General features: G+C 62.1%; 26 protein-coding genes. 13 read left to right on the forward strand and 13 right to left on the reverse strand.

Features of this window, described 5'->3' with window-relative positions; all coding sequences use genetic code 11:
* Positions 1-151 precede the first annotated feature (151 nt).
* Positions 152-424 (reverse strand): hypothetical protein, encoded by a 273-nt coding sequence (locus E8E95_RS07990; RefSeq protein WP_280349349.1) that lies wholly within the window; start codon positions 422-424, stop codon positions 152-154.
* A gap of 303 nt (positions 425-727) precedes the next feature.
* Positions 728-958, reverse strand: a complete 231-nt coding sequence (locus tag E8E95_RS07995) for a hypothetical protein (RefSeq protein WP_280349350.1) — start codon at positions 956-958, stop codon at positions 728-730.
* Positions 959-1,860: 902 nt separating this feature from the next.
* On the opposite strand from E8E95_RS07995, the gene E8E95_RS08000 reads away from it, so the two are divergent.
* The 4 genes from E8E95_RS08000 to E8E95_RS08015 all read left to right on the forward strand — a co-directional run bounded on the left by E8E95_RS08000 (position 1,861) and on the right by E8E95_RS08015 (position 4,013).
* A complete protein-coding gene (locus tag E8E95_RS08000; protein ID WP_280349351.1) occupies positions 1,861-2,217 on the forward strand; it encodes a hypothetical protein in 357 nt (118 codons plus the stop codon).
* Between the two features lie 49 nt (positions 2,218-2,266).
* Entirely contained in the window at positions 2,267-3,013 is a 747-nt protein-coding gene (locus tag E8E95_RS08005) for a hypothetical protein (protein WP_280349352.1), read from the forward strand.
* Positions 3,014-3,234: 221 nt separating this feature from the next.
* A complete protein-coding gene (locus E8E95_RS08010) occupies positions 3,235-3,660 on the forward strand; it encodes a hypothetical protein (RefSeq protein WP_280349353.1) in 426 nt (141 codons plus the stop codon).
* Between the two features lie 68 nt (positions 3,661-3,728).
* Complete coding sequence (locus E8E95_RS08015) at positions 3,729-4,013, forward strand: pyocin activator PrtN family protein (RefSeq protein ID WP_280349354.1); 285 nt, start codon at positions 3,729-3,731, stop codon at positions 4,011-4,013.
* Positions 4,014-4,022: 9 nt separating this feature from the next.
* Here E8E95_RS08015 and E8E95_RS08020 read toward each other — a convergent pair whose 3' ends face one another.
* Positions 4,023-5,159 carry a tyrosine-type recombinase/integrase gene (locus tag E8E95_RS08020; RefSeq protein WP_280349355.1) on the reverse strand — a complete coding sequence of 379 codons (1,137 nt, stop codon included), beginning with the start codon at positions 5,157-5,159 and terminating at the stop codon, positions 4,023-4,025.
* Between the two features lie 103 nt (positions 5,160-5,262).
* Between E8E95_RS08020 and dusA the strand changes: the two genes are divergently transcribed.
* Positions 5,263-6,273 carry a tRNA dihydrouridine(20/20a) synthase DusA gene (dusA, locus tag E8E95_RS08025; protein WP_280349356.1) on the forward strand — a complete coding sequence of 337 codons (1,011 nt, stop codon included), beginning with the start codon at positions 5,263-5,265 and terminating at the stop codon, positions 6,271-6,273.
* Here the strand turns inward: dusA and E8E95_RS08030 are convergent.
* Positions 6,243-6,629, reverse strand: a complete 387-nt coding sequence (locus tag E8E95_RS08030; RefSeq protein WP_280349357.1) for a hypothetical protein — start codon at positions 6,627-6,629, stop codon at positions 6,243-6,245. The two genes, dusA and E8E95_RS08030, sit on opposite strands and share 31 nt — an antisense overlap.
* 285 nt (positions 6,630-6,914) lie before the next feature.
* Here E8E95_RS08030 and tal point away from each other — a divergent pair, with 285 nt between their 5' ends.
* Complete coding sequence (gene tal / locus E8E95_RS08035; protein ID WP_280349358.1) at positions 6,915-7,841, forward strand: transaldolase; 927 nt, start codon at positions 6,915-6,917, stop codon at positions 7,839-7,841.
* Positions 7,842-7,906: 65 nt separating this feature from the next.
* On the opposite strand, the gene rssC is transcribed toward tal, so the two are convergent.
* Positions 7,907-8,389: an anti-sigma factor antagonist RssC gene (gene rssC, locus E8E95_RS08040; RefSeq protein ID WP_077526154.1), complete on the reverse strand. Its 483-nt coding sequence runs from the start codon at positions 8,387-8,389 to the stop codon at positions 7,907-7,909.
* Positions 8,386-9,570 (reverse strand): two-component system response regulator RssB, encoded by a 1,185-nt coding sequence (gene rssB / locus E8E95_RS08045; RefSeq protein ID WP_280349359.1) that lies wholly within the window; start codon positions 9,568-9,570, stop codon positions 8,386-8,388. Before rssB ends, rssC begins: the two co-directional genes overlap by 4 nt.
* A gap of 216 nt (positions 9,571-9,786) precedes the next feature.
* Between rssB and E8E95_RS08050 the strand changes: the two genes are divergently transcribed.
* On the forward strand, positions 9,787-10,086 hold the full coding sequence (locus E8E95_RS08050; RefSeq protein WP_280349360.1) for a PilZ domain-containing protein: 300 nt from the start codon (positions 9,787-9,789) through the stop codon (positions 10,084-10,086).
* A 70-nt stretch (positions 10,087-10,156) separates the two neighbouring features.
* Here the strand turns inward: E8E95_RS08050 and E8E95_RS08055 are convergent, their stop codons facing one another.
* Positions 10,157-10,858, reverse strand: a complete 702-nt coding sequence (locus E8E95_RS08055) for a VacJ family lipoprotein (RefSeq protein ID WP_280349361.1) — start codon at positions 10,856-10,858, stop codon at positions 10,157-10,159.
* Between the two features lie 106 nt (positions 10,859-10,964).
* Between E8E95_RS08055 and E8E95_RS08060 the strand changes: the two genes are divergently transcribed.
* The 3 genes from E8E95_RS08060 to E8E95_RS08070 all read left to right on the forward strand — a co-directional run bounded on the left by E8E95_RS08060 (position 10,965) and on the right by E8E95_RS08070 (position 12,576).
* Positions 10,965-11,384 (forward strand): thioesterase family protein, encoded by a 420-nt coding sequence (locus E8E95_RS08060; RefSeq protein WP_280349362.1) that lies wholly within the window; start codon positions 10,965-10,967, stop codon positions 11,382-11,384.
* A 55-nt stretch (positions 11,385-11,439) separates the two neighbouring features.
* Complete coding sequence (locus tag E8E95_RS08065) at positions 11,440-12,180, forward strand: HAD family phosphatase (protein WP_280349363.1); 741 nt, start codon at positions 11,440-11,442, stop codon at positions 12,178-12,180.
* 132 nt (positions 12,181-12,312) lie between these two features.
* The gene (locus tag E8E95_RS08070) at positions 12,313-12,576 is read left to right on the forward strand and encodes a DUF4404 family protein (RefSeq protein WP_280349364.1); all 264 of its coding nucleotides are present in this window, start codon (positions 12,313-12,315) and stop codon (positions 12,574-12,576) included.
* A 43-nt stretch (positions 12,577-12,619) separates the two neighbouring features.
* On the opposite strand, the gene queF is transcribed toward E8E95_RS08070, so the two are convergent.
* A complete protein-coding gene (gene queF, locus E8E95_RS08075; protein ID WP_280349365.1) occupies positions 12,620-13,453 on the reverse strand; it encodes an NADPH-dependent 7-cyano-7-deazaguanine reductase QueF in 834 nt (277 codons plus the stop codon).
* A 164-nt stretch (positions 13,454-13,617) separates the two neighbouring features.
* Here queF and E8E95_RS08080 point away from each other — a divergent pair, with 164 nt between their 5' ends.
* Complete coding sequence (locus E8E95_RS08080; protein WP_280349366.1) at positions 13,618-14,298, forward strand: heavy metal response regulator transcription factor; 681 nt, start codon at positions 13,618-13,620, stop codon at positions 14,296-14,298.
* Positions 14,298-15,650 (forward strand): heavy metal sensor histidine kinase, encoded by a 1,353-nt coding sequence (locus tag E8E95_RS08085; RefSeq protein WP_280349367.1) that lies wholly within the window; start codon positions 14,298-14,300, stop codon positions 15,648-15,650. Before E8E95_RS08080 ends, E8E95_RS08085 begins: the two co-directional genes overlap by 1 nt.
* Positions 15,651-15,699: 49 nt before the next feature.
* Here the strand turns inward: E8E95_RS08085 and E8E95_RS08090 are convergent, their stop codons facing one another.
* Positions 15,700-16,530 carry an undecaprenyl-diphosphate phosphatase gene (locus E8E95_RS08090; protein WP_280349368.1) on the reverse strand — a complete coding sequence of 277 codons (831 nt, stop codon included), beginning with the start codon at positions 16,528-16,530 and terminating at the stop codon, positions 15,700-15,702.
* 270 nt (positions 16,531-16,800) lie between these two features.
* Between E8E95_RS08090 and E8E95_RS08095 the strand changes: the two genes are divergently transcribed.
* The gene (locus tag E8E95_RS08095) at positions 16,801-18,435 is read left to right on the forward strand and encodes a methyl-accepting chemotaxis protein (protein ID WP_280349369.1); all 1,635 of its coding nucleotides are present in this window, start codon (positions 16,801-16,803) and stop codon (positions 18,433-18,435) included.
* Between the two features lie 147 nt (positions 18,436-18,582).
* On the opposite strand, the gene E8E95_RS08100 is transcribed toward E8E95_RS08095, so the two are convergent.
* Genes E8E95_RS08100 through E8E95_RS08115 form a run of 4 tightly spaced genes read right to left on the reverse strand, consistent with a single transcriptional unit; the run spans position 18,583 to position 21,192 of the window.
* On the reverse strand, positions 18,583-19,905 hold the full coding sequence (locus E8E95_RS08100; RefSeq protein ID WP_280349370.1) for a sensor histidine kinase: 1,323 nt from the start codon (positions 19,903-19,905) through the stop codon (positions 18,583-18,585).
* Positions 19,902-20,570 (reverse strand): response regulator transcription factor, encoded by a 669-nt coding sequence (locus E8E95_RS08105; RefSeq protein WP_280349371.1) that lies wholly within the window; start codon positions 20,568-20,570, stop codon positions 19,902-19,904. The genes E8E95_RS08100 and E8E95_RS08105 overlap by 4 nt, the downstream gene beginning before the upstream one ends.
* Positions 20,570-20,884 (reverse strand): PepSY domain-containing protein, encoded by a 315-nt coding sequence (locus tag E8E95_RS08110; protein ID WP_280349372.1) that lies wholly within the window; start codon positions 20,882-20,884, stop codon positions 20,570-20,572. The genes E8E95_RS08105 and E8E95_RS08110 overlap by 1 nt, the downstream gene beginning before the upstream one ends.
* Positions 20,884-21,192 (reverse strand): PepSY domain-containing protein, encoded by a 309-nt coding sequence (locus E8E95_RS08115; RefSeq protein WP_077526139.1) that lies wholly within the window; start codon positions 21,190-21,192, stop codon positions 20,884-20,886. The genes E8E95_RS08110 and E8E95_RS08115 overlap by 1 nt, the downstream gene beginning before the upstream one ends.
* Positions 21,193-21,271: the final 79 nt, after the last annotated feature.

The raw sequence follows: 21,271 nt of genomic DNA on the forward strand, positions 1-21,271 counted from the left end.
CTGGCGCGCTCGTCGCGCTTGAGCGCCAGCGGGTGCCCGCCGGAATCCAGCACTGCCACGCACAGGGGCTGCAGGGCCAGCCGCCGGCCTTCGGCGAGAGCGGCATCGACCATCAGCGAGGCCAGTTCCAGAGTGAGTCTGCGCATGCCGGTCATCCCCGCGCCGGGACGGGACGCTTGCCAGCCGCCACCGCACGCTGCCGGGTATGCAGCTCGGCCCATTTGACGGTGTTGAAGTCGCTCACCTTGTAGGGGTCGTAGCCCGGCACCTGGGGCTCCATACGCCGCCCGCCGATGTAGACGCCGCGAATGCGCTCGCGCTCCTGCAGGATCGCGACGTTCTCCAGGGGCGAGCCCTCGACACGGATGAAGTCAGTCCGCCGCCCCACCTCGATGGCGCCCACCGGCTGCGTGACCGGCAGCATGCGTGCCGAACTCTATGCCTTGCTCACTCCCTTGATCGACGCACGAATCGAATCGATTCAAAGCAATATCAGGCCGCCTGGGCAGCCCCTTAGCTCATGACTTGGCCCTCATTGGGAACCATAAAAGGAGCATTACCTCAGTCCGATGGAGTTTGAGCGGCGAAATGCGAGCAGTCGCTCTGAACTACCTATCCACCAGTTCCGGGACAGGCCAGTTTCACTCTTGCTGATATTCCTTCTTATAGCAGCTGTGTAACACCGAAACTAAGGGGTGGGCGGATCAAACCCAGGACTGATGCGGGGTTAGGACCTCAGCAAAGTCGTGCGCAGGGAATGCTCTGCCGCAAGCGGTGCGAGCGTAGTTCTGGCCGCACTAGATAACACCGGAAAAGCGGTTTTCAAGTCCGGCAGGCCGGTTGATACATCTATCAGCTGGCGCCCATAAAAAATCATTTTCCCTTTTATTTTCAAAATCTTAAGAAGCACAAATAAAATATCTCCTGCTTTTTCATGGTGCCGTCCGCTCAGGACCACGGGCGCATTCCAGCATACGTAGCCCGCCCCCTCGATTCGAAGCCATTCTGCGCGGCACGGAAGGTTTCGATGTCCATTTCCTGCTATAGCAGCTAGAAAACATTGGAAACCCTGGAATGCCCCATGCCTTCTGGGCTAGCGAGGAGGGGGGCCAAACATGGAAAACGAGTTTCGATGTTTTACTGATCGCCATTTTCTTAGCCGTAACAGCGCCGCCCTAGCCCAGTGAGGCATCTCCGCCCTGAGGACGTACCCAATCAGTCTCAGCACGCCCCTAAAAAGGGGGGCGAATTGGGGATTTCATATCTAGGGAAGCCAGCAAACTGGGTTCAGAAAGTGCATCTGGAGTGCACTTTTTTGCACCTAAATGGACACGAGGAGGAGCATCCGAGGTGCATAAAAGTGAACCCCTCGTAAACTTTGAGATTGTCGTATCTCGGACGAGAAAGCAGGTGCAAACGGCAGCCGAGACTGAGGCTCTGCGTGAGGATGCTCCCACCCTTGTTGACTCCCTCAACCGGGCCCCTCTTCACCAGACCGCAACGAGATGCGGCACCGGATTCGAAATTAGGTAAATTTCGCAGGTTGCCGCCGCCGTGCGCACGCGCCCGTATTGAACACGGCCAGCACGGTCTCCTTTCCCAGGAGAAACTAATGCCCCGCCCAGCAAAGTAGCTTTCCTTGTATCCACGGGAGGCACGCAGAAGGAACAAGGAAAGCGACTTTCGTCTGACCAAGGGCCCAGTTCGACCATCACGGAAGCCCCTCCCCCGACCGTCCAGGCTCATTTCAAACTCGAAACATCACTTGATACTTCGAAGCCGCATGCAACATGCCGAAGCGAAGGTTGCATATAGATAAAGTCATGCTCACCTGATGATCCCCGTCCACGGAGATCCTCAATGAACACGATGACCCCTGAAGAAGTCTGCTCTGCAATCTGGAAGCGCCTCTTCCATTGCAACCTGGTTGTGCTTAGCGCCTCCGCCTTGGTCGTGCTTAGGCTGGCCTATGTGTCAGTCGGCCCCGACATCCCAGAAGGCCGGGCTGTTGAAATGGCATTTTGGCGAGTCGCTCTGCTGATGGCGTTTCAATCCGCACCATTGGCATGGGCCCACCTCATTTACCAGGGCTACAAGCAGAAACTCATTTCCATTCCGCTCTATCAGACCACGACCCTGCTGAGAATGCCCCTGGCGATCTGGGCGGGAGGTTGCCTGATTACAGGCACCGTTTTCTGGCCCGTCCTCAGTCAATGAGTATCGTCCCGCTCGTGCCCATTCTATTTGCCGTCTCCGAGGAACGCCCATGCTTCGCTTGTTCGTGATTGCCACTCTCTCTGTCCTATTCACAGGGTGCGGTCTTATACCCAGGACTGGTTCTCCCTCCCAGGCGCTGATGATTGCCGACGCCATGGGCATTCCTGCCGAGGACATGCCAAAGGCGAAGTACAACGAGTTGCGGTCTCGCGAAGGTAACGCTTCTGATAGCCGCAACATCGACAACTCAGTCGCAGGTGCGGCGCAGCTGATTGCTACCGGAGATCCGACTCTGTTGCTGCTGAGTGGATTCACCCCAGGCAGCACTGCGGCCAACGTTCAAGTTGCTGCCTGGGTACCCGCAGACATTGCCTCGAGCCCAGATGAGGCCGTGGCCATAAGCTCAAAAGCATTCATCCGCGCCCGTGCAGAAACGTATGCCACTAACGAAGAAGCTCGACAGAGGGCGCTTCGCACACAAGTTGGCTACGTACTAGGCCAACCATACGGAGATGGCGGGCCAATTCATGCCTTTTCCCAACTCCTCGACATGATTGCCGACCACTCACCGAACCTGGTCACAGCACCTGCGTTCATGAAGTCGAAGGAGAAGGCCTATGGGCCGATTTTCCTCGGCGCACGGGGGCGGCCGGCCAATCGAGAAGAGCTCGAGTTGACGCTCGAAATGTCCAAGCACCTTCCCTCCTGGTTTTTCATCTACAGCCCTGGCCTCGCTGGCGTCTCACCACCGGTGATCATGAACGAGGGCAGAGAACTGCTTTTCGTTGCACCCTGAGTACCAATCGCGCCCGCTTGACCCTCCAATGGGACTAGTTAGCCCACTAAGGCTCGACCTTTCTCCTTAGCATCAAGGGGTGCAATCAGTTCAGGAGAAGCCCCCCCAACATGCGCACAACAAACAGAGACACCGTGATGGTTCACCCCGGCGAGTGGTTTCGGCTAAGGATCTCATTCAGGCTCAATGACCAACGATTCCGAGAACTCCTCCCTGGAGTCGTGAGGACCACCGAGTTCGCAATTGCCTACGCCAAGCTGATGCCAGCCTGTAATTTCGCCGCGATCTTTGACGTGATCGATAGCAACGAAACGGGCAACGATGCCCTGCTGGAGGAACGGCCACTCCCGCGCAGGTTTGGCGCCCGGGTATGGCACATGCACGAAAATCTGCATCGCCGCGAACGGTTAACAAGCAGCTGGCCACGAGTCTGCATCGGCAGAGCCAGCGCCTTCGCCCAAGTCGGCATGGCCGAATGGTGGGTGTCGACCGGCAAGGCAATGGGGGTCGCCTGGGATGAAGATGGGCGGCCCACGTGCAAGCTACATGGCCGCTGGATGCTTGATCCCGCCATCTTCGACGACCTGCCCTTCTCCAGCGCAGACAGCACTAACATCGGCCGCACCATTGGGGTCCGCAATGCCTGAAGCGGTACCCACACCCCGCCGCCCAAGGAAGTAGCTCAGCGCCAGCGCTGACTAGCGAGGTACATACAATGAACACCATTTTCCTACTGATGGCACAGTACAACGGCGCCGCCATCATCCCCCTGGACCGCATCTGCGCCGACTACTTCAGCCACCTGACGCCGGAGAAGTTCCAACAGAAGGCCCTGGCCGGCGCCATTGATCTGCCAATTGTGCGCATGGAAGGAAGCCAGAAGTCGGCCAAGGGCGTTGCCCTGACTGACCTGGCCAAGTACTTGGACGCCCAGCACCAGGCGGCCAAGATCGAGAACGACAAGCTGCATGGACGGAACCCTTTTCGGAGGACCGGATGAGGAGAGGCGCTAGTCCGCTCCTTTCCGTTGTACTCGCGCGCCCAGTTCGACGGGCGCCGCAATTATCCGCTCCTGCCAACTCCACCCCGCATAGGGGTCCCCTCTTCCTCGTAGGTGCGTGTAGCGCCGCAGCGAGTTCCAATCCCGGTGGCCCGATACGCTGGCCACACGCGGAATATCCCAATCCATTTCGAATAGACGACTGACGCCATCGTGGCGCAGGTCGTGGAAGTGCAGGTCCTCGATCTCGAGGAACTTGCAGGCATTGCGCCATGAGGTGCCGATGGAATTACCGTTATAGGGGAAGATCTCCGGGCAGACCTTGGGCATAGTCTCGATAATCGCCATTGCCTCGTCCGGCAGATGGCACCAAACGTCGTTGCCGATCTTCTGCCCGGGGTTCTTCATATCCCGCACCAGCACCGTCTGACTAGCCACGTCCAGGTCTTCCCAGCGGATGCGGGTAATCTCTTCCTGGCGACGAGTCGAAAAGATAGCGAAGGCGATGACCTTCGGCATATGGATGGCTGTGGGCTTCCAGCGCAGCAGCTCGAAGAAGTGCGTCAGGATCTTGTCCAGCTCCTTGACGGCGGGACGCCGGGAGCGCTCCTTGCTGCGGCTGACAGCCCCCAGCTTTCGCAATACCTTGCGGGCGTCACCGATGGCATGCGGATCGATCTCATAGCCCCACGCCGGGCGCGCCACCGAGAGCACGGCCCCCAGGTGCGCCAGGTCGTTGCCGACCGTCTGCGCCTGCACGCCGCCGCCTGCCTTAGTCATACGCCACTGGGCGAACTCCACCAGTTTCTGACTGGTCAGCTCCTGGTCAGCTATCTCACCAATCCAGGTTTCGCTGATGGCCTTAAGTGCCTGGCGCTTGGTCTTGCCGAGCGGGCGGATACGCTCGTACTCCTCCAGGTACTGCTCGATGATTTCCTTGATCGTGACTCCATCCCGGCTGGCGCGCTCGATCGCACCCGGCGCCCCCAGTTCCGCTTCGCGCTTGGTCGCCCAGGCCTTGGCTGCCTGCTGGCGGTCGAAGGTCTGGCTTTCCTGATAGACTTGCTGGCCATCGCGCATGATCCGGATCTGCGCCGTATAGCCGAACGTCCCGTCCTTGCGTTTCCGCTTTCTGATAGTCGCCATAGGTGATTTGGTACATGAGCTTTCTGGGTTGGTACATTGTACCAGTGACATCCCAAAAACAAGCGGAAACGGCAGAAAACGGTAGGAAATCAGAAGTACCAGAATGCCCCTAGAATCAGCCTCAAAGCCAGTAACCGCGCACCCTGCACTGTCCCGTCGCTTCTCCGTGGCGCCGATGATGGATTGGACTGATAGACACTGTCGCTTCTTCCTGCGCCAGCTGTCGAAGCACGCCCTGCTCTACACCGAGATGGTGACCACTGGGGCGCTGTTGCTTGGTGATCGTGAGCGCTTCTTGCGTCACGACGAGGCGGAGCATCCGCTGGCGTTGCAACTGGGCGGCAGCGTGCCGGCGGACCTGGCGGCCTGCGCAAAGATGGCCCAGGAAGCGGGCTATGACGAAGTGAACCTGAACGTCGGCTGCCCTAGCGACCGGGTACAGAACAATATGATCGGCGCCTGCCTGATGGGGCATCCCGCGCTGGTGGCCGATTGTGTGAAGGCGATGCTGGATGCGGTAGATATCCCGGTCACGGTGAAGCACCGGATCGGCATCAATGGCCGTGACAGCTACGACGAGCTTTGCGACTTCGTCGGCCAGGTGCGCGATGCCGGTTGCCGCAGTTTCACCGTGCATGCACGCATTGCCATCCTGGAAGGCCTCTCACCGAAGGAAAACCGCGAAATCCCGCCGCTGCGCTATGACGCGGCCGCGCAGCTGAAACGGGACTTCCCGGACCTGGAAATCATCCTCAATGGCGGAATCAAGACACTGGATGAGTGTCGCGGCCACCTTGAGACCTTCGATGGCGTGATGCTGGGTCGCGAGGCTTATCACAACCCGTACGTGCTCGCAGAAGTGGATGCCGCGCTGTTCGGCGGCGGGACCCCGCAGATCAGTCGCGCGGAGGCTCTCGAGGCCATGCGCCCCTACATCGAGCGCCACATCCAGGAAGGCGGCGTGATGCACCACATCACCCGCCATGTTCTTGGTCTGGGCCAGGGGTTCCCCGGTGCAAGGCGCTTCCGCCAGCTGCTGTCGGTCGACGTGCACAAGACCGCCGACCCTCTGGCGCTGCTGGATCAGGCCGCCGAGCTGCTACGCGGCCGCTGAGCCGAGATCGTGGCTTCCCAGGCCGGCGCCAGGCAGTAGCGGCTGCTGCCTTGGGCGGCCACCAGGCCACTGTCCACCATCCTTCCCAATACTTGGCGCACGCTGACCAGCGACAGCGGTTCGCCCGCGTCAACCAGGCGCTGGTGGAGAACACGACTGGAAATGTCGCTCCCTTCGAGGTAAGCCTGGCAGAGAATCTCCAGCACCTTGAGGCGCGGCATGCTGGTCTTCAGCCCCGCCTGCTGCAGCATCTGCCGCAATTGGCGTTGTTCAAGGCTCGGGAGAGTCCTCTCGACCTTCAGGCTGATGTGCTGCGGGACAATAGGCTTGGCCCGGAGCAAGGTGTGTACTCGCATGAGTATCTCCTTGTTGATCAATGGCCTGCGCAATGCAGAACCTCTGGCCGAACTTCCTGCCGGCCTGTTTCCCGAAAATTTCGGGGTCTTATAGAAGAAGACGGACGAGCGCGAAAAAACCGCAATAAAAATGCGAAATCTTTTTCGGCGGGGAACCTGTAGCCCCCTTTTCCGAGTCTGTTGATATGGGCAGGTCGATAGCCTGTGAAAAAGCCCTTACACCCCCGTTGAGCAGCCCTTGCGGCTCGGGTAAGGTCAGTCCATCCGCCACGACAAGGTTTCGCCATGACCTCCAAGCTGGACCAACTCAAGCAGTACACCACCGTCGTTGCCGACACCGGCGACCTGGATGCGATCGCCCGCCTGAAGCCGGTCGACGCGACCACGAACCCTTCACTGCTGCTGAAAGCCGCCGCCATGCCGCGTTACGCCGACTTGCTCGACAGCGCGGTCGCCGCAGCCGGCGCTGACCTGGGTCTGGCTTGCGATCGCTTTGGCGTAGCCGTCGGCCAGGAAATCCTCAAGGTGATTCCGGGCCGCATCTCCACCGAAGTGGATGCTCGTCTCTCCTTCGATACCGATGCCACCCTGCGTCGCGCCGAGCGCCTGATCGGCCTGTACGAGGAAGCCGGCATCGGCCGCGAACGCGTGCTGATCAAGATCGCTTCCACCTGGGAAGGCATTCGCGCCGCCGAACAACTGGAGCGCATGGGCGTCCAGACCAACCTGACGCTGCTGTTCAATTTCGCCCAGGCAGCCGCCTGTGCCGATGCGGGCGTGTTCCTGATTTCCCCCTTCGTAGGCCGCATCTACGACTGGTACAAGAAAGCCGAAGGCCGCGACTACGTTGGCGACGAGGATCCGGGCGTACAGTCCGTCTCGCGCATCTACCGCTACTACAAAGCCAATGGCTACCGGACCGTGGTAATGGGTGCGAGCTTCCGCAACCTGGGCCAAATCGAGGCCCTGGCAGGTTGCGACCGCCTGACCATCAGCCCTGAACTGCTGCAGAAGCTGGCGGACGATCAGAGCGCACTCGAACGCAATCTGGCCCCGGGTAACGACGCAAAAGCCCGCGTGGTGCTGGACGAAACGGCTTTCCGCTGGCAGCTCAACGAAGATGCCATGGCCACCGAGAAACTGGCTGAAGGAATCCGCTTGTTCGCACGTGACCAGGAGAAGCTGGAAGCCCTGCTCGCCTCGCGCCGCTGAAACGCGAACGCGCGCAGCCTTGTCGGGCTGCGCGCGTTTTCATTTGCGGGTGAAGAAACGACGGATCAGCTGCGTTCGAGAGCGCTGACCAGGTCGTGGAAGGCTTCACGGTTGGATTCGTTGAGCCCCATGAGAATGCGGTGGGCTTCCAGCACCTTGGTGCGGACCACATCCTCGGTCTGATCCTGCGGCGGCAGGTCTTCGAGGCATTCAGGGCAAGGCACTGGCGTCCCGACGATATTGAACACCTGGTCGAATCCCATCGACTGCAGCAGTCGCGTGATGTCGGGATGGGTGGTCACTACCGTGGGCAACAGTCCCACCTTCTGCCGCGAAAGGATCGACAGCTTGGCCAGCAGGCCGAGCGTGGTGCTGTCGATGCTTTGGGTTTCGGTCAGATCGATCACGATCGCCGAGAAATTCAGCGCCGAGAAGATCTTTTCAATGGTCGCATCCAGGGCCGAACACAGGGTCAGGCGGATTTCTCCGACAAACTTCAGGACGAAAGTCCCTTCCTGCTCGGCAAACTGGATTTTACCGGTACTCATGCAAGGTTCCTGCTCAACACCAGCAAGGCGATATCATCCGGCATCTCGCCCAGGCTGGCCAGCCCAAATACTTGTCGCAAGCCATCCAGACTGCCACCTGCCTCGCACACCATCTCTGGCAGCGCGGCTTCTTTATCTTTGAGGGTATCCCCTGGCAAAAGGTCCAGGATCCCATCGGAGAGCAAGGTCAGGCTGAAAGACGACGGCAGGTCGATGACCCGGTCATCATAGCTCGCCTCTTCGAACAACCCCACTGGCAAGCCCTTGCCGGCCAGGTAGGTGGCCTTGCCCTCGCTGTAGAGCACCGGCAGCGGCAGATGCCCGCCAATGCTGTAGGTCAGTTGGCCATTTTCTTCGTCTATCACGCCACCCAGCATGGTCACGTGCTTGCCCAGCTTGGTGTTGATCAGGCCACGGTTGATGTGCCCCAGCACCTCGGAAGGCTTGAACTCGGGCAACATGCCATTGCGTCGGGACTCGTAGAGCAGGCGGGTCGTCATGAATTTGAGCAGTACGGTCACGAATGCCGAGGAAGCACCATGGCCCGACACGTCTGCCAGGTAGAACGCCACCCGGCGCTCATCCACGCGGAAGTAGTCGACGAAGTCGCCGGAAAGGTACAGCGACGGAATGATCTGGTGGGCAAAACGCAGCCCATCCACTTCCCAGGGCGTCACCGGCAGCATGTTCATCTGTACCTGACGCCCGGCGTTCTGGTCCTCCTGCAGCAGGTGCAGGCTGGCTTGCAGTTCGCGGTTGGCCGACTCCAGCTTCTCGCGGTAACGGCGGTTTTCGAGGCGCAGGGCTGCGCGATCGAGGGCGCGGCGCACCGAGTGCTCGAGAACGGCCAGGTCTTCCAGGGGTTTGATCAGGTAGTCCGCAGCCCCCAGGCGCAGGGCTTCGACCGCATCGCTCATGACGCCGGCGCCGGAGACCACAATAACCGGGGTTTCTGCTTCCAGTTCGGAAATGCGACGGATCAGCTCCAGGCCATCGACCTGAGGCATGCGCAGGTCGCAGATCACCAGATCCGGGCGCTCCTGCTCGAAAACCTGCAGCCCTTGCAGGCCGTTGCTGGCCTGCCGAACGCTGAATCCACTGTCTTCCAGATAGGCCGCGAGGCTTGCGCGTACTACCTCGTCGTCATCAATAATCAGCAGCTTGGCACTGGGATTGTGCATGGATTATCCAGGCAAACGGCGCCAGGGATGGGTTGTTGTAGCACCCGACCTAAGGCCCGAGCACGAGTACGGGGGTTCGCTTTACGGCGCAGACGGTACTCCCATCCGCAGGGCGATTCAAGCTTGCGCAGCGAGTCGAACTCTGCCTTTGCGCCCAAAATCGCTGGAAGTTATAAGGGGTTCTCCCCCGCTCCATGACGACAGGAGGATCAGCGCGTGAGCCTGGACGACCGCAACTACAGCGAAAAGCGCGATTTCATAAGGATGCAGGTGCAGAGCAAAGCCATCCTGGAGCACGCCGGGCAACAGTTCCCCGCCCGTTGCCTGGACCTTTCCAGCAGCGGCATGCAGCTCGAAGTGAGTGCCGAACTCAGCGTGGGAGATCGCGTTCGGGTACTCATTCCCTCCGAGCACAGTTCCCTCAAAGGACTGGAAGCCGACGCCGAAGTGGTTCGGGTCAGCGAGGGCACGATGGGTAGTCGCACCCTCGGGTTGGCCATCCTAGACTTGCGTTAGGTGCAACAGCCGGAAACGAAAAAGGCGACCCCGGGGTCGCCTTTTTCATGCCGCCGATTCTCGCCGAGACTCAGAAATCGTCCTCGACTTCTCCGTCCTTGACCTTGAACTCGCGGTTCTGCAGGTAGGCGTTGCGAATGAAGATGTACTTGTCGCCGCTGATCAGCTTTTCCGCGGACAGCAGGTTGGCGCGGGTATCCACCACGTCTACGGCACGGGTGACGTTACGCGTCGGCACATGGTCGATGTAGGGGTACGGTTCAAGGAATCCGTCCGGAACCTTGCCGCCGGCATCACGCACGGTGCTTGGACCGAGGAACGGGATGACCAGGTAGGGACCGCTGCCCACGCCCCAGTAACCGAGGGTCTGGCCGAAATCTTCATCGTTACGCTGCAGGCCCATCTTCGTGGCCACGTCGAAGAAGCCCAGCACGCCGAAGGTGGTGTTGAACACCAGGCGGCTGGTGTCGACACCGGCGTTGTGGAACTTGGCCTGGAACAGGTCGTTGGCCAGGTTGCCGACATCACCGACGTTGCTAAAGACGTTGTGAATGCCATCTTCGAGGAACTGCGGAGTCACGGCTTGATAGCCCTTGGCAACCGGTTTCAGCGCATAGGTGTCGAGAGTGTCGTTGAAGCGGAACATTGCGCGGTTGAAGCCCTCCCAGGGATCTTCCTCCGCGGCGTTCGCAGCGACTGGCACTACAGCCAGCGCGACACAAGCCAATACGCGGCCCAGACGATCGAGCCACCGAGCGCCGATCAATTGCATTGCAGACTCTCCTTGAGAAAAGTAGTGTGGCGGCCCGCCGCCGCCCTGAAGAAGGCGCGCAGTATAAGGCCAACGCCTCGTTTGGACAGCATAGCGAACTGCCAGCATGATTGAAAAAACCTTGCTTCATGTTGCTCACATCCCCGTTCGCTGGGGTGACATGGACAGCTACGGACACGTCAACAACACCCTTTACATCCAGTACCTGGAAGAAGCGCGGGTCGCCTGGTTCAAGGATCTGGGCATCGAGATGAACAACGTGCCGCAGGGCCCCGTCGTGTTGCAGACGCTGCATACCTACCTCAAGCCCGTGGTGCATCCGGCTACCGTCGTGATCGCGCTCTATGCCGGTGCCGTGGGCAATAGCAGCCTGGTGGTGGAGCACCGCCTGAGCACGCTGGAAGACCCGGCGACGCTCTATGGTGAGGGTTACTGCAAGTTGGTCTGGATCGATCATGCAACCGACAGGTCGGTACCGGTGCCAGATGACCTGCGCCTGGCCATGGGGGCAGGCAAGCGTCAGTAACCTTGCTGTCATCCTGGCCAGCTAGCCTGCGCCAGACCTCGTCAGGATGACGCAGATGCCCCAAAGCCAACCGCCCGCCTTCACCGCCCTCCTCTTTGGCCTTTCCGGCTGCCTCGTGGATTTCGGTGCCCGTACCCTGCCCCTGGCCCTGAGCCGGCTCCTCCCAGACTGCCCGCCTGCACGCCTGTTCGAAGCCGCCAGTCTTTCGCCACGGGCCGCCCTCGACCATGCGTTGGGAGCGCCAGCCAGTGAAAAGCTGTACCAGGATTTCCAGCAACTGCTACTGGAGGCCGCCGGCGAACATGCCGAAGCCGTCACTGACCTCGACGAGCTGGCTGCCCTCGCGGATAGCAATGGCGTGCCCTGTGCCTGGCTCGACGAGCTACCCGCTCCAACCAGCTGGCGTCTGGCCGCGCCCCTCCCCGCCTGGGTGAAAGGCAGCGAAACCGATGGCGCGCGCCCCTGGCCGGCGCCCGACAGTTGCTGGCAAGCGCTGGCAGGGATTGGGGTTCCGAGCCTCGGTGGCTGCGTGCTGGTGAGCGCCAATCCACGCCTTCTGGTGGCGGGATTGAACGCCGGGCTCTGGACCATCGGCCTCGCAGCCAGCGGCCCCTTGTGCGGGCTGGCACCGGCGGACTGGCGAGCCCTTGATAGCGCAGAGCGCGACCGTCTGCGTGCCAACGCAACGCTGGAGTTGTATCGCCTCGGCGCCCATTCGGTGATCGACCACCTGGGCGAGCTGGCGCCCTGCCTGGCCGACCTCGCCTACCGGCGCGAGAAGGGCGAGAAACCCTGACTCTCGCACTTTTGTTTCAGGCTTGATCCGAATCAGGCAGGTCCGCCCTGCCTGGATTAATCTCTATGGCATGAGGGACCTTTGAATTCCTCAGAGGGTCCACTCCTGAGACATTCGCAAAGGGAGATAGACATGCCTGAACGCCTGCAGCAGCAACTGCAACAACTGCGCGACCAGTTGGCCCAGGAACCGCCGCTGGATGCGGAGGAACGCGCATCGCTGATCGAGTTGATGCAGGAAATCGAACTACGCCTGGCACAGGATGCTGCCGCCGCACCGGACGCCAATCTGGTGGACGGCGTCAACCTGGCTGTCGAGCGCTTCGAAACCCGTCACCCCACCCTTGCCGGGACCTTGCGCAACATCATGCAAAGTCTCGCGAACATGGGTATCTAGCCCCACCACAAAGCAAAACCCCGACTTCGCGTCGGGGTTTTCGTCACTGCCGCACCAGGCGGCGATTGTCAGTCTGCACCGGATGGGTGCTGCGATAAGGATTGATGTCCAGCCCGCCACGGCGCACATAACGCGCGTGGACAGTCAGCATTTCCGGCTGCAGCAACCGCTTGAGGTCAAGGAAGATGCGCTCCACGCACTGTTCATGGAAGTCGGCGTGCTGGCGGAAGCTCACCAGGTAGGCCAGGAAGCTGCCGTGATCCAACCGTTTCGACCCGCGATATTCCACCACCACCGTGCCCCAGTCCGGCTGGCCAGTGACCGGGCAGTTGGATTTCAGCAGATGACTGTGAAGCGCCTCGTCCACCTGCTGGCCCTCTTCGGCGCGCAGCAGCTCGGGCTGAGGGTGTTCGTAACGGTCGACGGTGATATCCAGCTCGTCGATGCAGACGCCGGGCGAAGCCGCGACACCTTCGGCCTCCACCTCGGCCAGGCTGCGAACGCGTACGGCGACCGGAGCGCCCGCCGCCGCGCTCAAATCCCGCGCCAGCACCTGCTCAAGCTCGGAGGCACTGGCAAAGACGGACTGGTTCAGCGAATTGAGGTACAGCTTGAACGACTTGGACTCGATGATATTGGGCGAATCGGCAGGGATGGCGAACTCGCTGATCGCCACGACCGGCTTGCCGGACGGCGTCAGCCACGACAGCTCGTAGCAGTTCCAGAAATCCACGCCCTGATACGGCAGGGTCGCGGCAGTCAGGCCCAGCTCGGTCCACTTGGTCACGCGGGAGATGGGAAACAGCAGCTCCGGGCTGTAGGTGCTGACGTACTCGCTGGATTTGCCCAGCGGCGAGTGTTCGGCGGGGTGTTGCATGGGCGGGTTGACCTGAAAGTGCGGAAATCGCGCAATTGTATACAGCCGCGCGGTTGCTGAAAAATCCACGGCACCAACGGTGCTTCTGCATTACAACTTTGTCAGCTTGCCCCCGCGCGCCCCAAAGGCGCGGTATAACGCGGCAGCCCAGCGACGAGTCCACCATGAAGCTACTGATAGTCGAAGACGAACCCAAGACCGGCCAGTTCCTGCGCCAGGGAATGAGCGAGGCCGGCCTGGCCGCGGATCTCGTCACCAACGGGCTGGAAGGCCGCGATCTGGCACTTGCGGGGAGCTATGACCTGATCATCCTCGACGTGATGCTCCCCGGCCTCGACGGCTGGCAGGTACTGCGCAGCCTGCGCCAGGCCGGCCTGCAGGTGCCGGTGTTGTTCCTGACCGCGCGGGACGCGGTGGACGAGCGCGTGCACGGCCTGGAACTGGGCGCCGACGATTACCTGATCAAGCCCTTTGCCTTCGCCGAGCTCCTCGCCCGTGTGCGCACCCTCCTCCGCCGTGGCGCCAGTGCCCCGCAGGAAACCAGCCTGGAGTTCGCCGACCTGCGCCTGGACCTGCTGAGTCGAAGGGTCGAGCGCAGTGGTCGGCGCATCGATCTGACGACCAAGGAGTTCGCCCTGCTGGAATTCTTCCTGCGCCGTCAGGGCGAAGTCCTGCCCAAGACGCTGATCGCAGCCGAAGTCTGGGACATGCATTTCGACAGCGACACCAACGTCATCGAAGTCGCCGTCCGCCGGTTGCGGGCAAAGCTCGATGACGACTTCCCCACCAAGCTGATCCATACCGTGCGCGGCATGGGATACGTGCTGGAGGCGCGCGAAGGCTGATGCGCGGACTCTCCCTCACCGCCCGCCTGGGCCTGCTCTTCGCCGCATGTACGGCCGCCGTTTCGCTGATTGCCGGCCTCCTCTTCAGCCGCGCCAGCGAAGCGCACTTCGTCGAACTCGACCAGCAGTTGCTGGAAATCCGCATGACCGCGTTTCGCGCCCTGGTCAGCGACGTGAACGCCCCCGCCGCACTGGCGCCCCGGATGGACGCCTTGCAGGCAGAATTGCGCCTGCATCCGGACCTTACCTTGCGTCTGGAGGGCCGCGACGGCCGTTACTGGTTCAACAGCGCGGACGGCCTGCGCGCACCAGGGCGTGACGGGCTGCATGACTGGCAGCAGGATGGCATCGACTACCGGGTCTACAGCGCATCCTTGCGACCAGATGACCCGGACTCGCCGCGTCTTTCGCTGGCATTGGATATCACCCATCACCAGCACTTCCTCGAACGCATGCAGCGGCTGATCTGGCTCACCGTAGGACTTTCCGCCCTGGCCACAGCCCTGCTGGGTGCCTGGGCGGCACGTAGCGGCCTGCGCCCTTTGCACCGCATGGCCGAAGTGGCCGCCGGGGTGTCGGCCACTTCCCTGACCGCGCGGCTGGCGGACGATGAGGTCCCGCCGGAACTGGTGGAGCTGGTACGCGCCTTCAACGCCATGCTGGCGCGCCTGGACGACACCTTCCAGCGGCTCTCGGCCTTCTCCGCCGATATCGCCCATGAGCTGCGTACACCGCTGTCCAACCTGCTGACCCAGACCCAGGTGATCCTCAGCCAGGATCGCCCGGCGGATGAGTACCGCGAGACGCTGCATTCCAACCTGGAGGAGCTCCAACGCCTGGCGCAGATGGTCAGCGACATGCTGTTCCTGGCGAAGGCCGAACACGGCTTGCTGGCCACCGACCGGAAGACACTGGACCTGGGCGGCGAACTGGACGCACTGCTGGACTACTTCAGCCCCCTCGCCGACGAGTCCCAGGTGACCATGCATCGCCGTGGCACGGGACAGCTGAATGCCGACCGGGAAATGCTGCGCCGCGCCCTTTCCAACCTGCTGGACAATGCCCTGCGCTTCACCCCGCAAGGCGGCCGCATCGAACTGGAACTGGCCAGCGGCCCCAATGGGCTGCGCCTGACCGTCGCCAACAGCGGTGAGGGCATTCCACCTGAACTGCTGCCGCGCCTGTTCGACCGATTCTTCCGTGCCGACCCCGCACGAAAACGCGAAGGTCGCGAGCATGCCGGCCTCGGCCTGGCCATCACCCGCTCGATCGTACGCGCCCACGGTGGCGAAATCCGCTGCGAATCCGCCAAGGGCTGGACTCGCTTCATCCTCGAATTTCCCACCCCCTGAAACGCAGAAGGCGCGCCATGTGGCGCGCCTCCCGGGTACATCAGACCAATCAGGGCTGTGCGGTAGTCCAGTCGATCAGCCCCAACTGCCAGGTCGCCAGGATCAGCAGGCCGAAGCCGATGCGGTACCAGGCAAACGCCGCGTAGCTGTGGCTGCCGATGAACTTCAGCAGGCTGCGCACGGCGATCATGGCGAAAATGAACGACACCACGGAGCCCAGGGCGAACACCGGCAGGTCGCTCGGCTGGAACAGTTCACGATACTTGTAGCCCGAGTAGACCGCCGCGCCGACCATGGTGGGCATGGCGAGGAAGAAGGAGAACTCGGTTGCCGCCTTGCGCGACAGGCCGAAGAGCAGGCCGCCGATGATGGTCGCACCCGAGCGCGAGGTACCCGGCACCAGCGCCAGGCACTGGGCGCAGCCGACTTTGAGGGCGTGCTTCCAGGTCATTTCATCCACGGACTCGGCATCAACACGATGCTGGCGCCGCTCCGCCCAGAGGATGACCACGCCGCCGACTACCAGGGCCGACGCCACTGTGATGGGGTTGAACAGGTAGTGATGGATCATGTCGGAGAACGCCACACCCAGGATCACGGCCGGGAAGAAGGCCACCAGCAGGTTGAGCGTGAAGCGCTGGGCGCTCCGCTGGGTCGGCAGGCCGACGACGACGTCGAGAATCTTGCGCCGGTATTCCCAGACCACGGCGAGGATGGCCGCGAGCTGGATGATGATATTGAAGGCAATGGCCCGTTCACCGGTGAAACCCAGCAGGTCCGCGACCACGATCTGGTGGCCGGTGCTGGAGATCGGCAGGAACTCCGTCAGGCCTTCGACAATCCCCAGAATGATGGCCTGCAAGGCCGTCCACAAATCCATCAAAAATCTCCCCGAGGCGCGCTCTTCTGGCGGCCTTTTCATTGCGTATGTGCAGGTAGCTTGTGCCGCAAGCGTGCGGTTCCGGCGATGAGACCGGGCACCTGCATGCGGGTTCCGGGGACGAACGAGCCTTCAGCTTTGCCCCGAAGCGCCGAAATGCTAACAGAGAGCCAAATAGAAATCGCGGCTAAAGCCTGATTGAAATCCGCTACGCGGACTGCTCTGCTCCAGACTCGAAACCAATAACAAGAAACCAGGAGTTCCCGCCCCATGCACAGCTTGCGCAACCTGCCGATCAGTCGTCGCCTCTGGCTGATCCTCATCGTCGCGGTATTCATGCTGGTCACCCTTGGCGTGCTGATGCTGCAGCAGATCTACGACGACCTCTACCAGGGCAAGGCGCAGAAGACCCGCCACGTGGTCGAGACCGCCGTGGGTGTACTGCAGTACTACCAGACCCTGGAAGCCGCGGGCACCCTGCCCCGCGAAGAAGCGCAGAAGCAAGCGATGCAGACGGTTCGCATCCTGCGTTACGACAAGGGCGACTACTTCTGGATCAACGATCTGACGCCGCGCATGATCATGCACCCGACCAACGCCAAACTGGAGGGCCAGGACCTCGCGGGCTACAAGGACCCGGACGGCAAGCCCCTGTTCAACGAGATGGCGCGCGTCGCCAAGACTCAGGGCGCGGGCTTAGTCGAGTACCGCTGGCCCAAGCCGGGCGCCAGCGACCCGGTGCCGAAGGTTTCCTATGTGCAGCTGTTCGCACCCTGGGGCTGGGTGATCGGCTCGGGCATCTACATCGACGACATGCAGGTGGAGTTCCGTGCCCAGGCCATGCGCGCCTCGCTGGTGGGATTGACCATTGCCATCTTCATGGCGCTGCTGGTCATCGTCATCGCCCGCAGCATCACTCGGCCGCTGAACGAAGTGGTTTCCGCGATGGCCGCTATCGCCAGTGGCGAAGGCGACCTCATCAGCAGCCTGGACACCCATGGTCGCGACGAAATCACCGCCCTCAGCGGCCATTTCAATGCCTTTACCGGCAAGCTGAGGGGCGTGATCCGCCAGTCCCTGGACGCCGCCACCGCCCTTGACCAGGCCGCCAGCAACCTCGATGGCATCGCCAGCAACGGGCTGCGCCAGAGCGAACAGCAATCCCTGCAAATGGAGCAAGTGGCCACCGCCATCAACGAGGTCACCTACGGGGTGCAGGACGTGGCGAAGAACGCCGAGCATGCCGCCAGCGAAGTGCGCCACGCCGAGGAACAGGCGCGCCAGGGGCATGACAACATCGACAGCAGCCTGCGGCAGATCGACCAGCTCTCCACCACCATCACCAAGGCCGTGGACGTCATCCAGACGCTCGCCCAGGAAAGCGCCCAGATCGGCAGCGTGCTGGAAGTGATCCGCTCCATTGCCGAGCAGACCAACCTGCTGGCACTGAACGCCGCCATCGAAGCCGCGCGTGCCGGCGAACAGGGCCGCGGCTTCGCTGTAGTGGCAGATGAAGTCCGCCTGCTGGCCCAGCGGACCCAGAAGTCGACGGCAGAAATCCAGACCATGATCGAACGCCTGCAGCAGAACTCCGAGGCGGCGGTCCAGGTGATCGACGAAAGCAGCCGGGCTTCCCGCGCAACGGTGGACCAAGCCAGCCAAGCCGGCGAGAGCCTGGCGCAGATCGCCCAGGCTCTGCGCACCCTGACCGGGCTCAATGCCTCAATCGCCAGCGCTACGTTGCAGCAATCCCACGTGGTGGAAGACATCAACCAGAACGTCACCCAGGCTGCCAGCCTGGCCCACGACAGCGCCAGTGCGGCCGAACAGACCACCGGCGCCAGCCAGCGCCTGGGGCAATTGGCCGAGCAGCTCAATCAACTGCTGGGACAATTCCGCGTGTAGCCGCTACTGGATGCGCTGATGCGATGGCCTGCAATCCATGTAGGGGCGAATTCATTCGCCAAAGGCAGCGCAGCTGCCCCATCGAGGCCAAGGGGCGAACCTTCGGTTCGCTTGGCGATTGAAATCGCCCCTACAGGAGAAGTGCCTCTACGGCGTCATTGATGCAGGGAGTTCGATGCGCACCCGCAAACCTCCTAGCGGGCTTTCCTGCAGGCTCAGGCGGCCGTTCCAGGATTCAACGATATCTCGCACGATGCCGAGCCCCAGGCCATGGCCGGCTACCTGCTCGTCCAGGCGCGCGCCACGACCGATGACTTCCTCACGCTTGTCTTCGGCAATGCCCGGGCCGTCATCGTCCACCATCAGGCTGTAACCGTCCGCTCCGCCACGGATCGTCAGGTTGACCTGGGTTTCCGCCCATTTGCAGGCGTTATCCATCAGGTTGCCCAGCAGCTCCAGAAGGTCTTCCCGATCCCAGGGCAGGCGCAGCCCTTCGGGGACGTCCCAGTCCAGGTCCAGCCCACGGTCGTGGATCATTGCCAGGGTGGAAAACAGGCCTGGCAGCTCTTCGGCGCATTCGAAATGTGCCCCGGGCAATGCCTCGCCCGCGAGACGCGCACGTCCCAGTTCCCGGGCCAGGCGCTGCTCGATCTGCTCCAGCTGTTCGTGCAGGATCGCGCGCAGCTCCGGCTGGTCGCGCAGCTCTTCCCGGTTGGCCAGGCTGACCAGCACCGCCAGTGGGGTTTTCAACGCATGGCCAAGGTTGCCGAGGGCATTACGCGAGCGCTTGAGGGTGTCCTCGGTGTGACTGAGCAGCCGGTTGATCTGCGTTACCAGGGGCTCCAGCTCCTCCGGCACCTGGCTATCCAGCTCACTGCGCTGCCCCTGCTGCAGTTGGGCGATCTGCTGGCGAACCTCCTCCAGCGGACGCAAGGCCCGGCGCACGGTAATGCGCTGCAGTGCGAGGATCAGCAGCAATCCGGCCACCCCGAGGGCCAGCCCCATCCAGCGCACACGGCGAAAGCTTTCCAGCACAGGCGTGTAGTCCTGGGCGACGACTATTCGGACCTGGCGCCCGAAGCGGCGGTAATCGCCGCGCCAGGCCAGCAACTCCTGATCGTCGGGCCCCGGCAGCAACCCTTCAGCCAGCCCCTTGCCTGGCGGCATGGCTAGCTCGGCATCCCAAAGCGAACGCGAACGCCAGGGTTCGTCACCCAGTTCGATGATGAAGTAGCGGCCGGAATAAGGCTGTTGATGGGCCGGGTTGAGCCGCTTCTCGTCGAGCTGGATGCCGGTCTGTCCACGCACCAGCGAGCCCAGCAGGAGCTCGGCCTCGGTACGCAGCCCTTCGGCCAGATAACGTCGCAGTCCCAGGTCGAACAACCAGAGGCTGGTCTGCGCCAGGACCAGCCCCACCACCAGCAGCACGCCGATCAACCCAAGGCTGAGGCGGCGCTGGATCGACCTCATCGACCCTCACCGGTGAAGCGATAGCCCTGACCTCGTCGCGTCTCGATGACTTTGCGGCCAAGCTTGCGCCGCAGGTGATTGACGTGCACCTCGATCACATTGGAATCCCGCTCGGTCTCACCGTCATACAGATGCTCGGCCAGATGGCTCTTCGAGAGCAGTTGGCCGGGGTGCAGCATGAAGTAGCGCAGCAGCCGGAACTCGGCAGCAGTGAGCTGCACCTCCTCGCCATTGCGGCTGACGCACTGACGCCCTTCATCCAGCTGCAGGCCCGCCGCTTCCAGTTGCGGCTGGTTCGCCAGGCCGTGGGCGCGCCGCAGCAGCGCCTGGATACGCAGGGCCAGCTCTTCGGGATGGAAGGGTTTGGTCAGATAGTCGTCTGCGCCAGCCTTGAGGCCATCGATGCGCTCGACCCAGGAACCACGGGCAGTGAGAACCAGTACCGGAGTCGACAGCCCGCCCGCGCGCCACTCCTGCAGGACCTCGAGCCCGGGCTTACCGGGCAGGCCGAGGTCCAGGATGATCAGGTCATAGGGCTCGCTGGCTCCCTGGTGCAAGGCGTCGCGGCCGTCGGCCAGCCAGTCCACGGCGTAGCCTTGGCGGCCGAGGCTGGAGGTCAGCTCATCGGCCAGGGGTACATGGTCCTCTACCAGCAACAACCGCATCAGTCGTCTTCCTCGTCCTTCAGAATGCGCCCGTCGCGGGCGTCCAGTTCCAGCTCACGCACCGTGCCATCGGCAGTGACCAGTTCGACCTCGTAAATGTAGACGTCATCTTCCCCTTCCAGCTCGGCCTCCAGCAGGCGCGCCCCGGGGTAATTCCCCAGGGCGCTGCGCAACAGTTGGTCGAGGGGCAGGATGACACCCTCTTCACGAAGCCGGAGGGCCTCGTCCTGATCCAGGTCCCTGGCCATCGCCTCAAGGGCGAAGACGGCCAGGATCAGGGCGATGATCCCACTGTAGCGAAGGATCCAGCGCATCAGTCGTCCTGGTGATCCTTGAGGATCTGGCCATTGGTGGCGTCAAGCTCCAGGTCCCATTGCACACCCTGGGCGTCGCGCAGCTCGACCTGGTAGATGTAGCGGCCGTATTCCTCTTCCAGCTCAGTTTCGTTGATGGTGCCACCGGCGTGCTTGGCCAGCGCTGCAGCATTGAGTTTCTCGAAGGACTGGATGGTGCCGGCGTCACGCAGCTTCAAGGCCTCATCCGGGCCGAGGTCACGCGCCTGGGCAATACCGGCAGTGGCGGCGAGGGTAGCAAGGGTGAACAGGGCAGCAAGCTTCTTCATCGGGTATCTCCTCGGGGGAATGTGTGCTTTCGATGGGTTCAAGATACCGGGGACGACTTAATTGAAGCTGAATTCGCAT

It is taken from the genome of Pseudomonas sp. BN414, assembly GCF_029871275.1.
Lineage (GTDB): Bacteria > Pseudomonadota > Gammaproteobacteria > Pseudomonadales > Pseudomonadaceae > Metapseudomonas > Metapseudomonas resinovorans_C.

Excerpts from the sequence above, each read along its gene's own strand:
- E8E95_RS07990 (WP_280349349.1), bottom strand. The coding sequence starts at position 424 with ATGCTGCCGGTCACGCAGCCGGTGGGCGCCATCGAGGTGGGGCGGCGG.
- E8E95_RS08000 (WP_280349351.1), top strand. The coding sequence starts at position 1,861 with ATGAACACGATGACCCCTGAAGAAGTCTGCTCTGCAATCTGGAAGCGC.
- E8E95_RS08005 (WP_280349352.1), top strand. The coding sequence starts at position 2,267 with ATGCTTCGCTTGTTCGTGATTGCCACTCTCTCTGTCCTATTCACAGGG.
- E8E95_RS08015 (WP_280349354.1), top strand. The coding sequence starts at position 3,729 with ATGAACACCATTTTCCTACTGATGGCACAGTACAACGGCGCCGCCATC.
- E8E95_RS08020 (WP_280349355.1), bottom strand. The coding sequence starts at position 5,159 with ATGGCGACTATCAGAAAGCGGAAACGCAAGGACGGGACGTTCGGCTAT.
- dusA (WP_280349356.1), top strand. The coding sequence starts at position 5,263 with ATGCCCCTAGAATCAGCCTCAAAGCCAGTAACCGCGCACCCTGCACTG.
- E8E95_RS08030 (WP_280349357.1), bottom strand. The coding sequence starts at position 6,629 with ATGCGAGTACACACCTTGCTCCGGGCCAAGCCTATTGTCCCGCAGCAC.
- tal (WP_280349358.1), top strand. The coding sequence starts at position 6,915 with ATGACCTCCAAGCTGGACCAACTCAAGCAGTACACCACCGTCGTTGCC.
- rssC (WP_077526154.1), bottom strand. The coding sequence starts at position 8,389 with ATGAGTACCGGTAAAATCCAGTTTGCCGAGCAGGAAGGGACTTTCGTC.
- rssB (WP_280349359.1), bottom strand. The coding sequence starts at position 9,570 with ATGCACAATCCCAGTGCCAAGCTGCTGATTATTGATGACGACGAGGTA.
- E8E95_RS08055 (WP_280349361.1), bottom strand. The coding sequence starts at position 10,858 with ATGCAATTGATCGGCGCTCGGTGGCTCGATCGTCTGGGCCGCGTATTG.
- E8E95_RS08060 (WP_280349362.1), top strand. The coding sequence starts at position 10,965 with ATGATTGAAAAAACCTTGCTTCATGTTGCTCACATCCCCGTTCGCTGG.
- E8E95_RS08065 (WP_280349363.1), top strand. The coding sequence starts at position 11,440 with ATGCCCCAAAGCCAACCGCCCGCCTTCACCGCCCTCCTCTTTGGCCTT.
- E8E95_RS08070 (WP_280349364.1), top strand. The coding sequence starts at position 12,313 with ATGCCTGAACGCCTGCAGCAGCAACTGCAACAACTGCGCGACCAGTTG.
- queF (WP_280349365.1), bottom strand. The coding sequence starts at position 13,453 with ATGCAACACCCCGCCGAACACTCGCCGCTGGGCAAATCCAGCGAGTAC.
- E8E95_RS08080 (WP_280349366.1), top strand. The coding sequence starts at position 13,618 with ATGAAGCTACTGATAGTCGAAGACGAACCCAAGACCGGCCAGTTCCTG.
- E8E95_RS08085 (WP_280349367.1), top strand. The coding sequence starts at position 14,298 with ATGCGCGGACTCTCCCTCACCGCCCGCCTGGGCCTGCTCTTCGCCGCA.
- E8E95_RS08090 (WP_280349368.1), bottom strand. The coding sequence starts at position 16,530 with ATGGATTTGTGGACGGCCTTGCAGGCCATCATTCTGGGGATTGTCGAA.
- E8E95_RS08095 (WP_280349369.1), top strand. The coding sequence starts at position 16,801 with ATGCACAGCTTGCGCAACCTGCCGATCAGTCGTCGCCTCTGGCTGATC.
- E8E95_RS08100 (WP_280349370.1), bottom strand. The coding sequence starts at position 19,905 with ATGAGGTCGATCCAGCGCCGCCTCAGCCTTGGGTTGATCGGCGTGCTG.
- E8E95_RS08105 (WP_280349371.1), bottom strand. The coding sequence starts at position 20,570 with ATGCGGTTGTTGCTGGTAGAGGACCATGTACCCCTGGCCGATGAGCTG.
- E8E95_RS08110 (WP_280349372.1), bottom strand. The coding sequence starts at position 20,884 with ATGCGCTGGATCCTTCGCTACAGTGGGATCATCGCCCTGATCCTGGCC.
- E8E95_RS08115 (WP_077526139.1), bottom strand. The coding sequence starts at position 21,192 with ATGAAGAAGCTTGCTGCCCTGTTCACCCTTGCTACCCTCGCCGCCACT.